Annotated in this window: 19 protein-coding genes and 1 pseudogene; 10 read left to right on the top strand and 10 right to left on the bottom strand. The window is 66.0% G+C overall.

The window, feature by feature from the left end; translation table 11 throughout:
* Positions 1 to 188, bottom strand: a pseudogene (locus HNP02_RS28550) (HNH endonuclease); the annotation flags it as partial.
* 266 nt (positions 189 to 454) lie between these two features.
* Between HNP02_RS28550 and HNP02_RS28545 the strand changes: the two are divergent.
* Complete coding sequence (locus HNP02_RS28545) at positions 455 to 784, top strand: nitroreductase family deazaflavin-dependent oxidoreductase (RefSeq protein WP_309241726.1); 330 nt, start codon at positions 455 to 457, stop codon at positions 782 to 784.
* On the opposite strand, the gene HNP02_RS28540 is transcribed toward HNP02_RS28545, so the two are convergent.
* Entirely contained in the window at positions 781 to 1,764 is a 984-nt protein-coding gene (locus HNP02_RS28540) for a malate dehydrogenase (RefSeq protein WP_184443981.1), read from the bottom strand. The genes HNP02_RS28545 and HNP02_RS28540 overlap by 4 nt on opposite strands.
* Entirely contained in the window at positions 1,761 to 2,093 is a 333-nt protein-coding gene (locus HNP02_RS28535) for a hypothetical protein (RefSeq protein WP_184443980.1), read from the bottom strand. The genes HNP02_RS28540 and HNP02_RS28535 overlap by 4 nt, the downstream gene beginning before the upstream one ends.
* A 50-nt stretch (positions 2,094 to 2,143) precedes the next feature.
* On the opposite strand from HNP02_RS28535, the gene HNP02_RS28530 reads away from it, so the two are divergent.
* A complete protein-coding gene (locus HNP02_RS28530; protein WP_184443979.1) occupies positions 2,144 to 2,890 on the top strand; it encodes an SDR family oxidoreductase in 747 nt (248 codons plus the stop codon).
* On the opposite strand, the gene HNP02_RS28525 is transcribed toward HNP02_RS28530, so the two are convergent.
* The 3 genes from HNP02_RS28525 to HNP02_RS28515 form a co-directional block, all read right to left on the bottom strand.
* Positions 2,887 to 4,692, bottom strand: coding sequence for an acetyl/propionyl/methylcrotonyl-CoA carboxylase subunit alpha (locus HNP02_RS28525; RefSeq protein WP_184443978.1), 1,806 nt, complete (start codon positions 4,690 to 4,692; stop codon positions 2,887 to 2,889). The two genes, HNP02_RS28530 and HNP02_RS28525, sit on opposite strands and share 4 nt — an antisense overlap.
* Before the next feature lie 127 nt (positions 4,693 to 4,819).
* Entirely contained in the window at positions 4,820 to 5,248 is a 429-nt protein-coding gene (locus HNP02_RS28520) for a SufE family protein (RefSeq protein ID WP_184443977.1), read from the bottom strand.
* Positions 5,245 to 6,141 carry a sulfurtransferase gene (locus tag HNP02_RS28515; protein ID WP_184443976.1) on the bottom strand — a complete coding sequence of 299 codons (897 nt, stop codon included), beginning with the start codon at positions 6,139 to 6,141 and terminating at the stop codon, positions 5,245 to 5,247. Before HNP02_RS28515 ends, HNP02_RS28520 begins: the two co-directional genes overlap by 4 nt.
* Before the next feature lie 92 nt (positions 6,142 to 6,233).
* On the opposite strand from HNP02_RS28515, the gene HNP02_RS28510 reads away from it, so the two are divergent.
* Entirely contained in the window at positions 6,234 to 7,577 is a 1,344-nt protein-coding gene (locus tag HNP02_RS28510) for a nucleotide sugar dehydrogenase (protein WP_255507027.1), read from the top strand.
* Positions 7,570 to 8,550: an NAD(P)-dependent oxidoreductase gene (locus HNP02_RS28505; RefSeq protein WP_184443974.1), complete on the top strand. Its 981-nt coding sequence runs from the start codon at positions 7,570 to 7,572 to the stop codon at positions 8,548 to 8,550. Before HNP02_RS28510 ends, HNP02_RS28505 begins: the two co-directional genes overlap by 8 nt.
* Before the next feature lie 3 nt (positions 8,551 to 8,553).
* Here HNP02_RS28505 and HNP02_RS28500 read toward each other — a convergent pair whose 3' ends face one another.
* Genes HNP02_RS28500 through HNP02_RS28490 form a run of 3 tightly spaced genes read right to left on the bottom strand, consistent with a single transcriptional unit; the run spans position 8,554 to position 11,053 of the window.
* Entirely contained in the window at positions 8,554 to 9,195 is a 642-nt protein-coding gene (locus tag HNP02_RS28500; RefSeq protein ID WP_184443973.1) for a nucleoside triphosphate pyrophosphatase, read from the bottom strand.
* Entirely contained in the window at positions 9,192 to 9,428 is a 237-nt protein-coding gene (locus tag HNP02_RS28495; protein WP_184443972.1) for an acyl-CoA carboxylase subunit epsilon, read from the bottom strand. The genes HNP02_RS28500 and HNP02_RS28495 overlap by 4 nt, the downstream gene beginning before the upstream one ends.
* Positions 9,425 to 11,053, bottom strand: a complete 1,629-nt coding sequence (locus tag HNP02_RS28490) for an acyl-CoA carboxylase subunit beta (RefSeq protein ID WP_184443971.1) — start codon at positions 11,051 to 11,053, stop codon at positions 9,425 to 9,427. Before HNP02_RS28490 ends, HNP02_RS28495 begins: the two co-directional genes overlap by 4 nt.
* Positions 11,054 to 11,241: 188 nt before the next feature.
* On the opposite strand from HNP02_RS28490, the gene HNP02_RS28485 reads away from it, so the two are divergent.
* From HNP02_RS28485 to HNP02_RS28465, 5 genes are all read left to right on the top strand, one after another.
* The gene (locus tag HNP02_RS28485; protein ID WP_184443970.1) at positions 11,242 to 12,432 is read left to right on the top strand and encodes a glycosyltransferase; all 1,191 of its coding nucleotides are present in this window, start codon (positions 11,242 to 11,244) and stop codon (positions 12,430 to 12,432) included.
* Positions 12,420 to 13,397, top strand: a complete 978-nt coding sequence (locus HNP02_RS28480) for a GDP-mannose 4,6-dehydratase (RefSeq protein ID WP_255507025.1) — start codon at positions 12,420 to 12,422, stop codon at positions 13,395 to 13,397. Before HNP02_RS28485 ends, HNP02_RS28480 begins: the two co-directional genes overlap by 13 nt.
* Before the next feature lie 134 nt (positions 13,398 to 13,531).
* The gene (locus HNP02_RS28475) at positions 13,532 to 14,074 is read left to right on the top strand and encodes an acyltransferase (protein WP_309241725.1); all 543 of its coding nucleotides are present in this window, start codon (positions 13,532 to 13,534) and stop codon (positions 14,072 to 14,074) included.
* Complete coding sequence (locus tag HNP02_RS28470) at positions 14,074 to 15,201, top strand: glycosyltransferase (RefSeq protein WP_184443968.1); 1,128 nt, start codon at positions 14,074 to 14,076, stop codon at positions 15,199 to 15,201. Before HNP02_RS28475 ends, HNP02_RS28470 begins: the two co-directional genes overlap by 1 nt.
* 127 nt (positions 15,202 to 15,328) lie before the next feature.
* Positions 15,329 to 16,468, top strand: coding sequence for a glycosyltransferase (locus HNP02_RS28465; RefSeq protein ID WP_184443967.1), 1,140 nt, complete (start codon positions 15,329 to 15,331; stop codon positions 16,466 to 16,468).
* Here HNP02_RS28465 and HNP02_RS28460 read toward each other — a convergent pair.
* Positions 16,461 to 18,017 carry a cellulase family glycosylhydrolase gene (locus HNP02_RS28460; RefSeq protein WP_184443966.1) on the bottom strand — a complete coding sequence of 519 codons (1,557 nt, stop codon included), beginning with the start codon at positions 18,015 to 18,017 and terminating at the stop codon, positions 16,461 to 16,463. The genes HNP02_RS28465 and HNP02_RS28460 overlap by 8 nt on opposite strands.
* A gap of 813 nt (positions 18,018 to 18,830) precedes the next feature.
* On the opposite strand from HNP02_RS28460, the gene HNP02_RS28455 reads away from it, so the two are divergent.
* Positions 18,831 to 20,396, top strand: coding sequence for a polysaccharide biosynthesis tyrosine autokinase (locus HNP02_RS28455; protein WP_221318102.1), 1,566 nt, complete (start codon positions 18,831 to 18,833; stop codon positions 20,394 to 20,396).
* Positions 20,397 to 20,424: the final 28 nt, after the last annotated feature.

Genomic DNA, 20,424 nt, shown 5'->3' with positions numbered 1-20,424 from the left:
CTTGCGGCACCCCAGTTGTCTAGGTACCACTGGTCGCGGTTGGCTGATCCGCTCGCGGCGTAGCGGGCGTCGAGCAGGGCGACCATCCCGGCCAGTCGGCGTGCGCAGGCGGCGTTCTCGACCCGTGCCCACGCGAGGGTCGCGGCGGCCCCGGAGGTGCCGGTGGCCTCATCGAGAAGGTCGAACATGCTTTCGAATCTACCGGCCCGCACCGACCGCAACTACCCGCCGAACCCACGCCTGTGGATGAAACCCGGACTGTGGACAAACGGCGGTCCCATCACCGAAAGTGTCAGTGCCCCATGGTAATGGGCCTGAGGAGCCAAAATTGTTGTCTTAGAACCACAGTCGGCAGTCGCGTATCGTCAGCAGGATGGCGTTAGCACCAGCAACCTGGCCTCGTCCGCTACTGGGCGCGATTCGTACCTCGAACAAGTACTTGCTCAACCCGCTCATGAGCACGCTCGCCGGGCGAAAGTACTGGTACGCCGCCGCCATCCGGCATACCGGCAGAAAGTCAGGCAAGCAGTACTCGACGCCGGTCGGCGTCGAGCGTGTGCAAGACGGGTTCGTAATTCCCCTGGCATACGGGATCCAAGTGGACTGGCTGCGGAACGTGATTGCCGCCGGGCGAGCCACGATCTCGTTCAATGGCGAAACCTACGACGTGAACCAGCCCGAGGTGATCGACGCCGCGGCGGCCCTACCAAGTCTCTCGCCGGGACGACGACGGACCTTTGAGCGCCTCGGCATCGCGCATTATCTGAAGCTGAAGGCGACTTAGAGCAAGCCCAGCGCGGCCACCGCGGCGCGTTCCTCGGCGAGCTCGGCCACCGACGCGTCGATCCGGGCCCTTGAGAACTCGTTGATCTCGAGGCCCTGCACTATCTGCCAGGCGCCGTCGACGGCCCGCACCGGGAACGAGGAGACGAAGCCCTCGGGGATGCCGTAGACGCCGGGGGATGGCAGTGCCACCGAGGTCCAGTCGTCGGGATCGGTGCCGTCGACCCAATCCCTGACGTGATCGATCGCGGCATTGGCCGCCGACGCCGCCGACGACGTGCCGCGTGCCTCGATGATCGCGGTGCCGCGTTCGGCGACGGTCGGGATGTAGTCCTTGGTGAGCCAATCCAAGTCGGCGGCGTACTCGGCGCCTGGGCGGCCACCGACGACGGCGTGGAAGATATCGGGGTACATGGTGGGAGAGTGGTTGCCCCACACCGTGACTCGGGACACGTCGGTGACGTGGACGCCCGCGTGCGCGGCCAGCGCGGCGACCGCCCGGTTATGGTCGAGCCGGGTGAGCGCGGTGAATCGTTCGGCGGGGATGTCCGGTGCGTGCGCCGACGCGACGAGCGCGTTCGTGTTCGCCGGGTTGCCGACCACCACGATCCTGACGTCGGCGCCAGCGCCCGCGTTCAGCGCACGCCCCGCTTCGGCGAAGATCGCGGCATTGGCGGCAAGGAGATCGGCGCGTTCCATGCCCTTGCTCCGCGGCTTCGCGCCGATCAGCAGGGCGACGTCGACGCCGTCGAACGCCCGCACCGGGTCGTCGTGGATCTCGACGTCGCAAAGCAGGTCGAAGGCGCTGTCGATGAGTTCCATCACCACGCCCTCGGCGGCGCGCACGGCCGACGGCAACTCCAGTAGCCGCAGCGTCACGGGCACGCCGCGACCGAGCAGGGCACCCGCACCGATCCGGAAAAGCGCGGCGTAGCCGATCTGGCCCGCAGCGCCGGTGACGGTGACGATCTTCGGGCTCACGTGTGCACCCGCAGATTCAGGACCTCCGAGGCGTATCGGCGGACGGTGTCCTCGGCCATGGCGGCGGCATCCTGGTGGCCGGGCCGCGCCCTGCTGTGCATGTACGCCGTCTTCGGATCCAGCGTGATCTCGGCGAGCAGTTCACCGGTCGACGGCTCGCACACGGCCCACGTGTACAGGGTGTCGTCGGCCCACCCGTCCTCGGCGTCGTGCACGTAGTCGAGGTCGGACTCCCCGAGGTCGGCGAGAGCATCACGGTCGTCGACACGGTCGTCGTACCGTAGTGCGCGCAGATACCACTGGCCATTGTTGATCTCGACGGGCTCCACCCGGTCAGCGTCTCACGTCGAGCGGCACCAATGAATAGGGCATACGCCACATGAAACTCACCGTCATCGGAGCCAGCGGGCTCATCGGAACCAAGGTCGTCGACTTGCTCACCGCGCAGGGCCACCAGGTGGTGGCCACGTCGCGGCAGACGGGCGTTGACGTACTCACCGGAGAGGGACTCGCCGACACCCTGGCCGGTGCCGATGTCCTGATCGACGTGGTCAACTCGCCGTCGTTCGAGGACGACGCAGTGCTGCAGTTCTTCTCGACGTCCACGACGAACCTGGCGGCGGCCGCGAAGACCGCAGGCATCGCCCACTACGTTGCACTGTCGATCGTCGGCGCGGAAGGCCTGCCCGACAGTGGCTACATGCGGGCCAAGGTGATCCAGGAGAAGACGCTCGTCGACTCCGGCATCCCGTACACCGTGGTGCGCGCCACGCAGTTCCACGAATTCGCCGAGGCGATCACCGGATCGCTGGTGGTCGGCGACGAGGTCCGGGTGCCGGACGGACTGATCCAGCTGATCGCCTCCGACGACGTGGCCGCCGAGGTGGCGCGTGTCGCCGTCGGCCCTCCAGTCGGCGGCATCGTGAACATCGGTGGGCCGGACAAGTTCTCGTTCGCGGACATGGCCAGCGCCGTCCTCGCCAAGCAGGGAGACGGCAAGACCGTCGTCGTCGATCCGCAGGCGACCTACTTCGGCACGCCAGTTGACGAGCAACACAGCCTGGTGACCGGTGACGACGCAGTGCTCGCCGCCACCCGGTTCACCGACTGGCTAGCGGCTAGTTAGTCCTTGATCTCCGCGAGGACGGTGCCCTGCGTGACGGCGGTGCCTGCCTCGACGGATAGCCCGGTGATCGTGCCGTCCTTGTGAGCGGTGACCGGGTTCTCCATCTTCATGGCCTCGAGCACCACGATGAGATCGCCCGTGGCGACCGTCTGGCCCTCCTCGACGGCGACCTTCACGACTGTGCCCTGCATGGGCGCGGTCACGGAGTCACCCGAGGCGGCCGCACCAGCCTGCGCGCCGCGCTTGCGGGCCTTGGGCTTCTTGCGAATCACACCGGCCGCACCTGCTGCTCCGCCGCCGCCGTTGCCGATCGCGAGGTCGCCGGGCAGCGATACCTCGACGCGACGGCCGCCGATCTCGACGACGACCTTCTGACGCGGGAGGGCCTCCTCCTCGTCGAGCGGAGCACCGCCGGTGAACGGCTCGATCTTGTTGTCCCACTCGGTCTCGATCCAGCGGGTGTGGACGGTGAAGCCCTCACCGTCACCGATGAAGGCAGGGTCGGACACGACGGCGCGGTGGAAGGGAATGACCGTGGCCAAGCCCTCGATGTGGAACTCGGCCAGCGCACGCCGCGAACGGGCCAACGCCTCGTCGCGGTTCGCGCCGGTCACGATCAGCTTGGCCAGCATCGAGTCGAACTGGCCGCCGATCACCGAACCGCTCTCGACACCGGAGTCCAGGCGCACGCCGGGGCCCGTCGGGGGATCGAACTTGAGCACCGGTCCCGGCGCGGGCAGGAAGCCGCGGCCGGCGTCCTCGCCGTTGATGCGGAACTCGAAGGAGTGTCCGCGGGGCGTCGGGTCCTCGGTGATGTCCAGCGCTTCGCCGTTGGCGATCTTGAACTGCTGCAGCACCAGATCGATGCCCGCGGTCTCCTCTGTCACCGGATGCTCGACCTGCAGGCGGGTGTTCACCTCGAGGAACGAGATCAGCCCGTCCTGGCCGACCAGGTACTCGACGGTGCCCGCGCCGTGGTAGCCGGCCTCCTTGCAGATCCGCTTGGCCGACTCGTGGATCTCCTTGCGCTGCGCGTCGCTCAGGAACGGCGCAGGCGCCTCCTCGACGAGCTTCTGGAAGCGCCGCTGCAGCGAGCAGTCGCGGGTGCCCGCGACCACGACGTTGCCGTGCGTATCGGCGATGACCTGCGCCTCGACGTGGCGCGGCTTGTCAAGGTAGCGCTCGACGAAGCACTCACCGCGACCGAATGCCGAGACGGCCTCGCGGGTGGCGGAGTCGAACAGCTCGGGGATCTCCTCGATGGTGCGGGCCACCTTCATGCCGCGCCCGCCGCCGCCGAACGCCGCCTTGATGGCGATGGGAACGCCGAATTCCTTGGCGAACGCGATGATCTCGTCGGCGTCCTTGACGGGCTCGGCCGTGCCGGGGACCAACGGAGCCTTCGCCTTTGCGGCGATGTGACGGGCAGTGACCTTGTCGCCGAGGTCGCGGATCGACTGCGGGCTCGGCCCGATCCAGATCAGACCCGCGTCGATCACGGCCTGCGCGAAGTCGGCGTTCTCCGAAAGGAATCCATAGCCGGGGTGGATCGCGTTGGCGCCGGATTTCTCGGCCGCGTCCAGGAGCTTCTCGAATACCAGGTACGACTCGGCCGAGGTCTGGCCGCCAAGGGCGAACGCCTCGTCGGCGAGTCGCACGTGTAGGGCGTCGGCGTCGGGTTCGGCGTACACGGCCACGCTGGCCAGCCCGGCGTCCTTGGCCGCGCGGATCACCCGGACGGCGATCTCACCGCGGTTGGCGACGAGCACCTTGGTGATCTTCGAGCTGGCGTGGCTGGGCACTGCGCCTCCTGATGGCATGTGTCTCTAAGAAACGTCTTTAAGAATGTATCCCGCGCAGTTTAAGGGGCGCGACACCAACCCCGGCGAGCCGGTATTGGTTACCGGTGGGTAGGTAAATCTCGGTTGATCAGGCTGCGCGCAGGCGCCGCTTGATCCGCGCCAGCATGGCAGACATGCCGCGCAGCCGCAGCGGGCTGATCAACGCGGCGAGACCCAACTCGGAGTAGAAGTCGTCGGGCACGCCAAGGATCTCGTCGGCCGTGTGATCGTCGAGCCCGGCGGCCAGGATCGCGGCGAACCCACGCGTCGTCGGAGCCTCGGCAGGGGCGCTGAAGAACAACCGGACGTGCGCACGGTCCGAGGCGTCGACGTGCAGGAACAGCGGCGACTGACACTCGGGCACCGGCTCCATGGCCGCTTCTTCGAGATCTTCGGGCAGCGGCGGCAATTCGTTCGCGAACTCCAGCAGCAGCTGCAGCTTGTCCTGCCCCTGCATGTCGGCGAAGTCGGACACCACCTCGGCTAAGGCGGCCGGAAGGGAAGACACCGTACTCATGAGGCGCCGGGCGCTCCACCTGGTTCGGTTCCGACGGCGACGGGTACGCGCACCGCGTTGCCCCACTCGGTCCAAGAGCCGTCGTAGTTGCGCACGCCGGGCAGCCCGAGCAGATGGGTCAGTACGAACCAGGTGTGGCTGGACCGCTCGCCGATGCGGCAGTACACGACCGTCTTGTCATCCGAGGTGAGGAACCCGTACAGATCGTCGAGTTCGGCACGGCTGCGGAACCGTCCGTTGTCGTCGGCCGCCTTGCCCCACGGGATCGACTTCGCGGTGGGGATGTGACCGCCGCGCAACGCGCCCTCTTCTGGGTAGTCGGGCATGTGGGTCCGCTCGCCGGTGTACTCAAGCGGTGAGCGGACGTCGATCAGCGGCTCGGTCCCGAGTTTGCCGAGGACGTCGTCCCTGAAGGCCCGGATCGCGGCGTCGTCGCGGTCGACCACCGGGTAGCCCGTGGTGTGCTTGCTCGGCACCTCCAGAGTGGTGTCGCGGCCGTTGCTGACCCAGAGATCACGCCCGCCGTCGAGCAACCGGACGTCGGGGTGACCGAACAGGGTGAACACCCACAGCGCGTACGCCGCCCACCAGTTGCTCTTGTCGCCGTAGATCACAACCGTGTCGTCACGGCTGATGCCCTTGCGATCCATCAGCGCGGCGAACTGCGTGCCATCGATGTAGTCGCGGACGTGGGGGTCGTTGAGATCGGTGTGCCAGTCGATCTTCACCGCGCCTGGGACGTGGCCGGTGTCGTAGAGCAGCACGTCTTCGTTGGACTCGACGATGGCAAGGCCGGGACGGCCGAGGTTGCCTGCCAGCCAGTCGGCGGTGACCAGGCGATCGGGGTGGGCGTAGGCGGCAAACGCGGGATGCGAATCTGTGGGCAGCGGCACACCATGAGCCTAGCTCGCGCGCAAACGGTGACTCAGCAAGTAAGGTTCTGAGTTGTTGTCGCAACGTTCGATCAGGTAGAAACTGAGGAATGATGAGTTTGCCAGCAAATTTCGATGTCGGAATCGTCGGGCTCGGCTACGTCGGCCTCACGTTGGCCACCGTGCTTGCCGAGGCGGGCAACTCGGTCATCGGGATCGAGAAGCGAAAAGATCTCGTCGATCTGACCAATGAGGGCGTCCCGCACTTCACCGAGACGGGTCTGCCCGACGCGCTCGCCGGGGTCACGAAGTCGCAGAAACTCATGGCCGCGGAGAAGTTCGACGACAGTTTCACATGCAGCACGTACATCATCACGGTCGGCACACCGCTGGCACAGGACGGCGTGGCGCGCGTCGACATGATCGAGGCGGCCGCCCGGGACATCGCCGCGAACATGCGCGACGGCGCCCTGGTCATCCTCCGTTCGACGGTCAAGATCGGCACCACCCGCGACGTGGTGTCCCCGATCCTGGCCGCCAGCGGCAAGAAGTTCGACATCGCCATGTGCCCGGAGCGCACCCTGGAGGGCAAGGCCCTGCAGGAACTGCGTGAGTTGCCGCAGATCGTCGGCGCCGACGATCAGGCCGTCGCCGATCGGGCCGCCGCCGTGTTCCGCAGACTGACCAGCTCCATCGTGCTGGTGTCGGGTATCGAGACCGCCGAGATCATCAAGCTGGTGAGCAACACCTTCCGCGACGTCCAGTTCGCGTTCGCCAACGAGGTTGCCCGGGTGTGCGACGCGTTCGGCGTCAGCGCCCACGAGGTCATCTCCGCCGGCAAGCTGGGTTACAACCGCACGAACATCCCGCTTCCTGGCCTGGTCGGCGGCCCGTGCCTGGAGAAGGATCCGCACATCCTGATGGAGAGCGCCCGCACTCGCGGCATCTCGCTGGAGATCACCGGGGCGGGACGTCTGGTCAACGAGCGCCAGCCGCAGGAGACCGTCGACTTCATCAGCAGCGAGATCGAGCGGCGTGAGCTCGCCGGTCCGCTGAAGATCAACATCCTCGGCATGGCCTTCAAGGGTCAGCCCGAGACCAGCGACCTGCGTGGCTCGATGTCGATCAAGGTGCTCGACGCGCTGAAGAAGGCGCATCCGGACGCCCAGATCGGTGTCTACGATCCGATCACGCCACAGGAGGTGCTGGCCGCGGAGTTCCCCGACGAGCAGGTCTTCAGCCGCTTCGGTGACGCGGTCAGCGGAGCTTCGGTGGTGGTGATCGCCAACAACCATCCGTCGCTTGGCACGATCTCGCCCCGCACCATCAACGAGTTCATGAGCCCCGATGGCTTCGTGTACGACTACTGGAACCACTTCAGCCACCTGCCCACCTCCGAACTGGGTGCGTCCTACTTCGCCGTCGGCCGGCGCGGAACGGCGCCGTCCAATGGCTAAGCGCGTAGTCGTCACTGGCGGTGGCGGATTCATCGGCGCCTACCTGGTCAAGCGCCTGGTACATGACGGCTGGGACGTCGTCGTGGTCGACTCGATGGTGCGCGGCGACGCCAGCCGGTTCGCCGAGGTCGCCGACGACGTCGAGCTGTTCACCTGCGACGTGCGCGATCAGGACGCCCTCGAGGGTGCATTCAAGGGCGCGGAGGTGGTGATGCACCTCGCGGCCATCAACGGCACCGAGAACTTCTACAAGAGACCGGAACTGGTGCTCGACGTCGGCCTGCGGGGCGCGCTCGCCGTGGTCAACGCCGGCCGTGAGGTCGGCGTGCCGGACCTGGTGGTGGCGTCGACCGCGGAGGTCTATCAGACGCCTGCACTGGTCCCAACTCCCGAGACCATTCCGTTGATGCTGCCCGACAGCCTCAACCCCAGATTCTCCTATGGCGGTTCCAAGATCGTCAGCGAGCTGATCGCGTTCAACTACGGTCAGGATCACTACCGTCAGGTGCAGGTCTTCCGGCCGCACAACGTGTTTGGGCCGAACATGGGCTGGAAGCACGTCGAGCCCCAGTTCATCCTGCGGGCGCTGGCTGCCCAGGACGCAGGCGATGGCGCGTTCCCGATTCAGGGTGACGGCACCGAGACCCGCTCGTTCTGCTACGTCGACGACATCGTCGAGGGCATCCTGACGATGTACGAAAAGGGCGGCCACCGCGAGGTTTACCACATCGGCAGCGACGAGGAAGTCAGCATTCGCGACCTCGCCGCCCGCATCGGCAAGATCGTCGGCATCGACCTGGACATCCAGCCAGGCGAGCTTCAGGCGGGTGGCACCCCGCGGCGCTGCCCCGACATCACCAAGATGCGCGCGCTTGGCTGGTCACCGGCCGTCGGCCTCGATGACGGCCTGGAGCGGACGGTGGCGTGGTACCGCGAACATCGCGACGACGTGCCCGCCAACGACCTGATGTAGCGCTCAGGTAACCGGGTTCGCTTGCCACAGCGTGGAAATCGACAGGCCCGCGCTCTCGAGCATGCGTCGGGTCAGCGGCAGGCTGATCCCGATCACGTTGGACGGATCGCCATCGATGCGTTCGACGAACCAGCCGCCAAGGCCGTCGAGGGTGAATGCCCCTGCCACCCGCAGTGGCTCGCCGCTGGCCAGGTAGGCGCTCAGGTCCTCGTCGGTGGGTGTGCCGAAATAGACTGTGGTGCAACTGAATTGAGATGCGCGATGCACCACGGCTCCGCCGCGCACACGTATTGCGGAGTGTCCGGTGTACAGCTCACCCGATCGTCCGACCATCGTCGCCCATGCGGCGCGCGCGGCGTCGGCGTCGGCCGGCTTGCCGCGCAGTTCGCCGTCGATGAACAGCATCGAGTCGCAGCCCAGCACCACGCAGTCGGCGGCCAACGCTGGATCGAGCTCGCTTGCGACCTGATCGGCCTTGGCGGTGGCGAGTGCGCAGACGGTGTCACCAGCGGACGGACTTGCGCCAAGCCCCGCGACGATCAGGTCCTCGTCGACACCCGACACGATTACCAGAGGGTGGATACCCGCCTGGCGCAGCACCTGTAGCCGGCCCGGCGAGGCCGAGGCCAGCACGACACGTGTCATCGACGAAGGTGCGTGCGCTCCACCCGTGTGATGCGCTCCCAACTGATGGCCGAGTAGCGCAGCTTGTCGACCGGGTGGCCCCACAGGTCGACGATCTGCGGTCCCTCGTCCACCTGCCCACCACCCGATGCGCCTGCCAGCACGGTCACCAGCGCAGCCACCTCTTCGTCGGTGGGCTTGCCCTTGACGATCTTGATCTCGGTCACGGTGGGTTCGCTCTCCTCGGCACTCACAGCGGAATGTTGCCGTGCTTCTTGGGCGGCAGCTGCACGATCTTGCGCTCCAGCAGCCGCAGCGCGGCCGAGATGTAACCGCGGGTGTGGGACGGCGGGATGACCGCGTCGACATAACCCCGCTCGGCGGCGACGTACGGGTTGACGAGGGTGTCCTCGTAGTCCTGCTGGAGTTCCAGCCGCAGCGAGTCGACGTCCTCGCCCTTGCTTGCGGCTTCCTTGAGCTGGGAGCGGTAGACGAAGCCGACGGCACCGGACGCACCCATCACGGCGATCTGAGCGGTCGGCCATGCGACGTTGACGTCGCAGCCCATGTCCTTGGACCCCATCACGCAGTACGCGCCGCCGTAGGCCTTGCGGGTGATCACGGTGATCTTGGCGACGGTGGCCTCGCCGTAGGCGTAGAGCAGCTTGGCGCCGCGGCGGATGATGCCGTTGAACTCCTGGTCGGTGCCAGGCAGGAAGCCAGGCACGTCCACCAGCATGACGATCGGGATGTTGAAGCAGTCGCACGTCCGCACGAACCGGGCGGCCTTCTCCGAGGCGTTGATGTCCAGGCAGCCGGCGAACTGGGTGGGCTGGTTGGCCACGATGCCCACCGGGCGGCCGTCGACGCGACCGAACCCGACGATGATGTTGGTCGCGTACCCGGACTGAACCTCGAGGAACTCGTCGTCGTCGAGAATCCTGGTGATGACCTCGTGCATGTCGTAGGGCTGGTTGGGGGAGTCCGGGATCAGCGTGTCGAGCTCGAGGTCCTCCTCGGTGAGGTTGTCCTCGACGGCGCCGGGGTGCGGAGGGGCCGGGTAGCGCGGCGGCTCGGCTGCGCTGTTGGGGGGCAGGTAGCTCAGCAGGTCGCGGACGTATTCGAAGGCGTCCTGCTCGCCGGAGGCGACGTAGTGCGCCGTGCCCGACTTGGCCATGTGGGTGTGCGCGCCGCCCAGCTCCTCCATGGTCACTTCCTCGCCCGTGACCGTCTTGATGACGTCGGGTCCGGTGATGAACATCTGGCTGGTCTGGTCGACCATGATGACGAAGTCGGTCAAGGCGGGGGAGTAGACGTGCCCGCCCGCGGCGGCGCCCATGATCAGCGAGATCTGCGGGATGACACCGGAGGCCAGGATGTTGTTGCGGAAGATCCGGCTGTAGAGCCCAAGGGAGACGACGCCCTCCTGGATGCGCGCGCCTGCGCCGTCGTTGATGCCGATCAGCGGGCGGCCCGTCTTGAGGGCGAGCTCCTGCACCTTGACGATCTTCTCGCCGTAGACCTCGCCGAGGCTGCCGCCGAACACCGTCGCGTCCTGGCTGAAGATGCAGACGTCGCGACCGTCGATGGTGCCGTAACCGGTGACGACACCGTCTCCGAGCGGACGGTTGTCGCCAAGTCCGAAGTTGGTGCTGCGGTGCTTGGCCAGCGCGTCGAGTTCGACGAACGAGTCATCGTCGAGCAGGGCGTAGATGCGCTCGCGCGCGGTCAGCTTGCCCTTGGCGTGCACTTTCTCGACGGCCGCCTCGCCCACCGGGTGCAGCGTCTCGTCGGTCCGTTTGCGGAGGTCGGCCAGCTTGCCGGCGGTGGTGTGGATGTCGATCTGGTGTTCGGCCGCCGGTTCGGTAACACTCGTCATGGGTAGCGATGGTAGTCACAAAGCGCCCCGCGCTCTTAGTCAGGTCTTAAGAAGGCCGCGCCGAGGGCACCCGACACGACGACGGGTCGACCTGCGAAAGTTTGCCAGGAGTTGTAACTGATCCCATTATGCGGTTTTATGGACACGTCGATGCGTCGGCCGAGTTGGGGTCGCGACCATCCGCAATAATGACACGTTCGAGAGGGAAGTACAGCGTGCGTCCTGTCGGCAGTTACAACGGCGTTGACGGACCACGCGTAGCGATTGCCCACGATTATCTGACCCAGCGCGGGGGCGCCGAGAAGGTCGTCCTCTCGATGAGCCGCGCGTTTCCCGACGCGCCGATATACACGTTGCTGTACGACCCCGCGAACACTTATCCGGAATTCGCTGAGCGCGACATTCGGGTGTCTCGGTTCAATTCGCTGGCGGTCTTTCGCAAGCACCATCGGGCGGCTCTGCCAATTCTGCCCTTTGCGGCGAACGCGATGCACGTGGATGCCGACGTGGTGCTGACCAGTTCGAGCGGTTGGGCACACGGATTCACGACCACCGGCCGAAAGTTGGTGCACTGCCACTCGCCGGCCCGCTGGCTGTACCTGCCCGACATGTATCTCGGCGAGGACAGCGGCCTGTTGAAGCGCACCGTTCTCGCCGCGACGTCGGGACGAATGCGGGCATGGGACCGCCGTGCGGCCTTGTCGTGCGACCGCTACTTGGCAGTGTCCTCCGTCGTCCAGCGCCGGATCGCCGATGCCTACGGAATCTCGGCCGATGTGCTGTTTCCTCCCGTGGCGATGTCGCGAGACGCTACGACGGAACCGATCCCGGAGTTGTTGAGGTGGTTGTCCGCGGACGGCGAGTCGGATCCCGACGAGGCCTTCTACCTGTGCGTCTCCCGGCTTCTGCCGTACAAGAACGTCGACGCCGTCGTCGGCGCCTTCGCAGGCCGCCCGCAGCGCTTGGTGGTTGTCGGTCGCGGCCCTGACGCGGAGCGGATCGCAGCGGGCAAGACCCCCAACGTGCTGATGCTGAGCGACCTCACCGACGGCCAGATGTCTTGGCTGTACAAGAATTGCCGGGCGCTGCTCGCCGCGAGCCACGAGGATTACGGGTTGACCCCGATCGAGGCAGGGGTGTGGGGAAAGCCCAGCGTCGTACTGCGCTGGGGCGGATTCCTCGACACCGTGCACGAGGGCATCACCGGGATCTACTTCGACGAACCCGAAGCGGTCGCGATCGCCGAGGCGCTCGATCGATTCGAGACGTCCTCCTTCGACCCTGACAAGGTTCGTCGTCACGTCGACCAGTTCACCGAAGAGCAGTACGCCGAGGCGCTCTATGCGGCAGTGGACGATCTCGCGGGATGGCCGACATGACCGCAGGAGCCACCGCCGTCATCACGGGCATCACCGGTCAGGATGGCCACTACCTCGCAGACCAGCTACTGCGGGAAGCCATCGACGTGCATGGCGTAGTGCGCGGCGGTACGAAGCCGACGGACGTCCGGCCTGCGGTCACCATCCACCCTGCCCGCCTGACCGACGCCGAGTCCGTTGCGGCCGTCGTCGACGCCGTCGAGCCCGACTTCGTGTTTCACCTCGCCGGGATGTCGTCGGTGGCGGCTTCGTGGGAGAACCCGGTCTACGCCACCGAGGTGAACGCGCTGTCGACGGCGGCGCTGCTCGACGCCTGCGTGCGGACGCAGGACCGCACCGGCAAGTCGATCGTCTTCGTGAATGCGTCGAGCTGCGAGATCTTCGCGGGTTCGCCCGACTCGCCGCAGACCGAAGCCACCCCGATACGTCCGATCTCACCGTATGGGGCATCGAAGGTGTTGGGCCACAGTCTGTGTCAGGTCTACCGGGCTCGCGGCCTCGAGGCGTCCAACGCGATCCTCTACAACCACGAATCACCGCGCCGTCCCACCCGCTACGTGACGCGCAAGATCACCACGGCTGTTGCCGACATCGCAGCGGGCAGGCAGGACCGCCTGGTACTCGGTGATCTCAGCGTCCGGCGCGACTGGGGCTGGGCACCGGATTTCGTCGATGCCATGTACCGGATGGCGGTGCACGGCAAGGGCGACGATTTCGTGGTCGCCACCGGCGTTGCACATTCGATCGCGGACTTCGTCGCCGCCGCATTCGCCGTCGCGGGCATCAGCGATTGGCAAGAATTGGTGAGCAGCGACGAGAGCTTCATTCGGCCCGCCGAGCGGGCTGCCATGGTCGGTGATGCGACGAAGGCGTGGGAGTCACTTGGCTGGAAGCCCACGAAGTCATTCCATGAAATTGTCGTTGCAATGGTCGAATCGGATTTACAACGGGAGCGAAATACGTGATTCCAGAACTCTTTGTCGCGGACCCCGAGGATCGGGCGAGGAAGTTGGCGGCGGCGCCAGGGTTGAAACTTCCGCCGGATCCCACATGGGAACTGGGGCCGGACGGTCGCGTCCTTTGGTACAAGATGCAATCCATGTCGTTTGCGCGCAAGGTGCGCAATCGCCTGTCGACAGTCCTGTTCAACATGATCGTCACGTATATCCCGTCGCACTTCATCCGGCAGAACTTCCTACGTTGGGTCGGCGGGTCGACCATCGGCAAGGGGTCGACGATCTTTCGGGGCACCACGGTCTTCGATCCGGAGTTCCTCACGATCGGCAACGACACCACGATCGGATTCCGCTGCTTCCTGGATTCCAGGGCGGGCATCGCGATCGGTGACAACGTCACCATCGCGAGCGACACCCAGATCCTCGGCGGTGGGCACGACATCAACCATCCGGACTTCCTGCCCTGCCCGATTCCCACCGTGATCGAGGATTACGCGTGGATCGCGAGCCGCGCGATGATCCTGCCGTCACACATCCACCGCGGTGCGGTCGTCGCCGCACACGCGTTGGTCACCAAGGACGTCGGTGAGCTCGAGGTGGTGGGCGGCATCCCGGCCAAGTTACTGACCAAACGCAATCCGGACGCCCTCAAGTACAGCGCCCACTACCGCCCGCTGTTCTTCTGATGGCCACCGACCTCAAGAGCTACCGCCTGATCTACATCGGGCCGCGCAACCACGTCACCGCGGTCGGCGATTACACCGAAGATCTCGCCGAGGCGTTCCGGCCGCACTTCGGCGACGTCGCCGAGGTCCGGGTCGCCGGTCCCGGCGACGAAACCTGGGCCGACGTGCGCGCGGTCCGCAAGCAGGTCAGGGACCTGGTCGCGAGCTGGCCCGCGGGCCGGGTGCTCGTGCACTCGGAGATCGCGTGCGGCATGCTTTCGCCGTTCTGGTCGATCGCAGGCCTCAAGGGCATCCCCGTGTCGTTGACGATCCACGATCCGCCCCAGGCGCTGTGGTTCACCGCGCGGACCAGGTTCGTGGCCGGCCACAAACTGCTGATGCACGGTTTCCACTACCCGATGCGACCCGTCTCGCGATGGCTGGAGGGCGTGATCAACGGTCGTCGTGACATCTTCGCGCTGAGCAAGACCGGACAGGCATCCATCGACGAGGTGTACCCGCACACGCACACGCACTACATCCCGTACCGGGTGTCGGAGAAGAAGACCGTCATGCCTGCCGAAGACCGGCCGAAGGCCGTCGGCTTCTTCGGGCTGGTGTACCGCGGCAAGGGCTTTGAGCAGATCGCCCAGATCCGGCGGGAGCTGCCCGACGACATCCTCATCCGGATCGCCGGACGGGGCACCGAAGCGCTGCCGAAGGCCGACGGCATCGAAATCCTCGGTGGTGTTGACGGCGACGAGGAAGACGCCTTCTTCGAGTCGGTCCGGGCAATCGTGATTCCCTACGGCAAGCGGCACTGGTACGCCGATACCTTTCCCGCGTCATCGGTGGCCGCGCATGCACTGGCCTACCGGACGCCCATCGTCGCCACCGGCTACGGGTCGCTTGCGGAATGGGACGCCGAGACCGGCGCCGTCGTCGTCCCCATGGGCGACGGTGATCCCAAGGCTCTGCCACCGGGGTTCTCCGACGCCATCGCCTCCTTCGTCAACGATCAGGGACGCGTGACCGAACTGGGCAAGAATGCCGATCGCACCCGCGAGGAGCGTTCCTCCCCTCGCACCGCCGAGGCATTCGTCGAGGCGTGGACCGGCATGCTGGACCGTCAGCGCGGGATCGGCTGAGGCCGGCGCGCCGTACCAAGACACGGGTCACCGGGGTGCCCGGTGCCCAAACATCATCTGCCCCAAGGTATTCATCGAAAGGGTCATCGCGCATGACGGAACAGCGAGAAGCGAAGCGGGATCGCGCATGACGAGGGTTGCATTCCTGGTGTCGAAGGATCCGGTGACCGAGCACGGTGGAGACATCGAGCTGGCCCGGGTGGTCATGCGGCTCGCCGCAGAGTCCTTCGACATCCGCGCCATCTGCCTGTCCGACGAACCGCCAGGCGATTCGGTCGTCGACGTCGTCAAGGGCGGTCTGAAGTTGACGCGGGTCGCGCAACACCCGGTGAAACGCGGTCAGCTGCTGGCCGGTGCGGTGCTGCAGCGTCGCAGCCTGGTGCACATCCGGTTCGACACCGACGAGCTGCTCGAGGAGATCGAGGCCAGCGACGAGGACGTGTTCTTCTGCGAGCACAACTACATGGGCGAATCATTCATCCGCAGTAAGCATTTCGGCAATAAGGGCTTCGTCGTCAACACCATCAACACAGAGTCGCAGGTATGGCTGGCGACGCGCGGTGTGTTGGGCCGGGTCGAGGCGCCCCGGCTGTTGCGCGACGAACTGCGAGTGGCGAAGCTGGCGGACGGCGTCGGCTGCTACGAGATCGAAGAGTCCGAGATGTACCGGGCCAACGGCGTGCAGGGCGCCAGGTTCATGGAGGTGACCCTGCCGCCCATCGAGCAGATCGACATCTCGCAGACCGGTCGGCGGCTGGTCTTTCTCGGCGGGCGTGATTGGCCGCCCAATCAAGAGGCGTTCCTGGAGGCACTCCGGTTGTGGCCAAGGATCTGCGATGGCATTCCCGGGGCGGAACTGTGCGTCGTCGGCGCGAAGAAGACGGGTTCGACGGATCCGGTGTACCCGGACCGCGCTAGTGACATGGGCTTCGTCGCCGATCTGCCCGCGTTCCTGAAGACGTGCCGCGCCCTGATGGCTCCGATCAGGACCGGCGGCGGTGTGCGGGTGAAGCTGCTCGACGCGGCCTGCCAGGGACTGCCGGTCGTTGGCACCGACGCCGCCGTCGGGTCGTTGAAGGACGTCTTCGGCATGTCGACGTTCGACGATGACGACGTCTTCGTCGCCGAATGCCGGCGCATGCTGCTCGACCGCGACGTAGCGGTCGCGGAGGGCAACCGGCTCTATGAGACGAACCGGCAGCATTGGGCCGACAAGCGCCCCCAGAAAGCCGTCGAGGCGCTGGTGCAGGCCGGACTTCTCAGGTGAAGGTGACCTGGGTGCCGATCCACGGCAGCCAGGTGATGTAGCCATGTTCGAAGTTGACCGTGGTGGCCCAGCCGTCGCGGAACTCGTCGGTGAGCGCCAAGCCGAGCTGCGGTACCCAGGCCGCGACGAAGCCGCCGCCCACCGCGTGCGCACCGGTCGCCGGTGACCACCACACCCGCATGCCGGTGGGCGATTCGAAGTCCTGGTACCCGTTCTGGAATTCGGTCTTCGGGTATCCGCCGAACTGACGGGCCTTGTCCGCCACCGGGGTTGGCGATGCGATGATGCCGGCCGGCGTCTCGAACAGGGTGCTCGTGGTGCGGGCCTGAGCCCATACGGCCGGGGTGGCGCGGTACACCGGGCTGAGCACCTCACCGTACGACGGGTCGGTGATCGCGCTGAAGCGTTGATACTCAGGAGATTTCGGAATGCCAGCAGCGATTGCGTCCTTCATGGCCACCTGAGCAGGCTTGGCCGTCCAGTCGGTGCGATACACGCCGAATACGTTCTCGACGTCGGTGCTGCCCGTTTGCCGGTCGCGGGTGGTGTGAATCATGATCGGCCCGGTGTACGGCATCTCCTGCCACTTGTTGATCAAGTCCATGATGAACGCAGCTTGCCCGGCCTCGTCGGTGGCGGTCATCGGCTCGCCGTACTCGGTTGCCCAGATCTTCTTGCCGGCATCGCCATTGGCGACCATGATCCGCCGCAGCGCCACCGTCTGGTCCAGCGGTGAGTTGGCGATCCCGTAGCCGTCGGAGAACTTCAGTTGGTAGTGGTACGGATGAAACGAGAGGGCGTCCATGAAGTTCTTTGCGCCCGCGTCGTACATCTGCTGGACGAAGGTGACGGGGTTGACCAGCCATGTGCCCCAGTCGACAACTGAACCGACAACGCCACCGATGACCGTGGCATTGGGATCGGCGGTCTTGATCTTGGGATAGGCCGCCTTGAGCAACTCGGTGTATCCAGGGGCGTCGGGCTGAGGGGCGAAGAACTGGGCTCCGTTGGGTTCGTTCCAGACCTCGTACGCCGAGACCTTCCCCTGGTACCTGGCGGCCACCTTCTCGCAGAAGTCCGCGTACTGAGCCGGCGACGCCGGGCGACCCGAGATCGCGGGCACACCCGGTGCCACCGCCCATGCGGGCGAGGCGTTGATGATGCCGATGACGGCCATGTTCCTGGCGACGGCCGCGTTGACCGTGCGGTCGACGTTGGTCCAGTCGGACTGGTTCTGGACCGGCTCGGCGCCCGCCCACGGGATCATCAGACGGACGTTCTTGACTCCTGTGTCCAACATCTTGTCGAACGTCTGATTCACGTCCGCGTCGGTCATGAAGTACGAGTCGGGGTCGTGGAAGCCGATGGTGGTGGGAAGCGCGGCGATGCGAGCCGTCGCCGCGACCTGGACCTCGCGCGGGCGAAGCGAGGAAAAAGGGAACCAACCCATGGCCGCAAATACGATGGCCGTCGTCAGCACGCCGACCGTCACGCCTGCGACGAGTCTCTGGATGATCCGGCGCCGCGGTGTTCGTCTGGCTCCCCGCACGGGTCACCTCGGCCTCTCCGGCAGAAATCGCCTCGACGGAAATTGACGACATAGATGAATCGAGCTGAGTATGCCGCGTTGGCAAGATATTGCCTGGTGAGTGCTGAGGTGTGTCGCGATCTTGATGACGTCGGCGGTACCGAACTCGTCGACGTCTCCGTGGAAATCGGCCACCGCGCGATCGCGTCACGAAATAGTCACAATTTGTACGAACGGCGCGAATCCTTGGTAGGAAACTCACAGCAAAGCAACGACCAACGACTGTCGTAATCGTCTCGTTGATGAATTCTGCGATGCCGGTAAGCGCGCGACCAGTGAAGATAAGCGACACGCCCGAGACGATTACGGGAACGCTCGGAACTCCGTCCGAGTTGGCGAAATCGGAGTTGGCTCGCGATGGTGCACCATGCCAGCGAGCTCAAAACCCTCAGCAAACTAACGGAAAGCGGCGATGTCGACCAGGAGTATTTGCCGAACGTCAGGTAGGGCAGAGCCATCTCGTGGTCGCGGCCAAACCGCTGCCCACCATTGCGGATATCGCACGTCGATGGGGCTCGCCGCCGAGCAGCGCCGCGGCCCTGCCGACGGCTGGCGACCACATGGCGTCGCCCTGCGCGGCAAGCGGTGCGAGGAGCGGCCGCACGACTACACTGGCGGTGCCAGCTACCAGTTCCGATTGCGACCGCAGCGCCCAACTCGCAGAATCTACCTCGGCGTTGTGTTCGCTGAATGCAACGGGACGCGCTGAGCTGGCGATGTGCTTTGCCATGCTTCGACGGCTATGGTGAGTAAGTTGCGGCAAACTACGAGCGAATGGAGATCCCGGTGGCGATCGGGGATTACCTGCGGACATTTCGGCGGTTCTGGTGGCTCGTCGTGGTCGCCGCGATCCTGGGAGCGGGTGTGGGATATGCCACTACCTTCTTCTCCACTCCGGAATACCAGTCGACCGCGCGTCTATTCGTTACGACGCAGAGCGGAACCTCGGTCGGTGACGCCTACCAGAACAACCTGTTCTCGCAGGAGCGGGTGGTCTCCTATGCCGGGCTCGCGACCAGTGCGCAGGTCGCGGCGCGCGCCGTCGATCAGCTCAAGATGCCCATCACCCCTGACGAGTTGCGGGCCAAGATCACCGCAACCCCCCTTCCGAAGACGGTTCTTCTCGACATCTCCGTGACCGATACCGACCCGGTTGTCGCCCAGACGTACGCGAACGCAGTCTCCGACCAACTCGTGCAACTCGTCAGCGAACTCGAAACGTCCCGCCGAGGCGGCACGCCTGCCGCCGGTGCGATCCTTCTCGATGACGCAAACTACCCGACCACGCCGTCCGGGCCGTCTTTGCTGACGCTGCTGGGACTCGGTGCCGTCGGTGGCGCGGTCGTCGGCCTCCTGATCGCGATCGGAATCGGTGCCTTCGATTCGCGGCTTCGTGCACGCGACTCCGTCGAGGCCGTTACCCGCTCCCACGCGCTCGGTGCCCTGGTTGCCGACCCGCGCAGGCCCGACGTACCGGTCACCAACCTCGCAGCAGGTGGACTCGCCGCCGAGCGGCTGCGCGAACTGCGGACCAACCTTCAGTTCGCGCGCACCCGCGCGGGGCAGCGCCCGACGGTCATCGCCGTCACCAGTCCATCGCGCGGTGACGGACGGACCACGACGGCCATCGATCTCGCCGCCGCCTTCGCCGAGTCGGGTCGCTCAGTCCTGCTCGTCGAGGGTGACTTCGTGAACCCCGTACTGGTGGAACGCCTTGCTCTGACCGATGCCGAGCGCGTTCGCGCGGTGCAGCGCGGCTTGGGTACGGCACTCGCGGGCGACCACGAGGTGTCCGCGGCCGTGATCCCGTCCATCGGTGGCACATCGTTTGCGCTGCTGCCCGCGGGTCCACAGGCCTCGACGCGTCGACGCCTGTGGGGTGACGAAGCGGCGGGCCACGTGATCGAGGAGCTGCGCGCGTCATTCGAGTACATCGTGATCGATACTCCGCCACTGAACGAAACCTCCGATGGCGCAGTCGTTGCCGCACTCGGTGACGGTGCGATCGTGCTCGCCAGAATCGGCCACACCACCACGAAGGGCCTGCGCGCGGCCATCCAGGTGCTCGAGGCCGCCAACGCCGAATCCATCGGAACCGTCGTGACGTGTGAACCGGGGCATAAGCGCGAACTGTCCAAGCAGCCCGTCGAGGCGCCCGCAGCCGTCGTCGCGCCGCGCGAGAAGCCGGGCCCCGCCGACACTACTGCCGCTACTGTCCCTCCGCGGGAAACTCGCGACGGCGGGACCGGCCAAACCGGCCCGGTCGAGGACCAAGCGACCGAAGCGATCAATCAGGCAGGGGCCCATCGACTTCCGGGCGTGAAGCACGAAAGTCGGTGACCTAGTGGCGGTCTGGCGTTTTGTATCG

The organism is Mycobacterium sp. AZCC_0083 (assembly GCF_014202335.1).
Lineage (GTDB): Bacteria > Actinomycetota > Actinomycetes > Mycobacteriales > Mycobacteriaceae > Mycobacterium.
The sequence above is the reverse complement of the archived record's forward strand: the minus strand, read 5'-3'. Positions and strand labels throughout refer to the sequence as shown.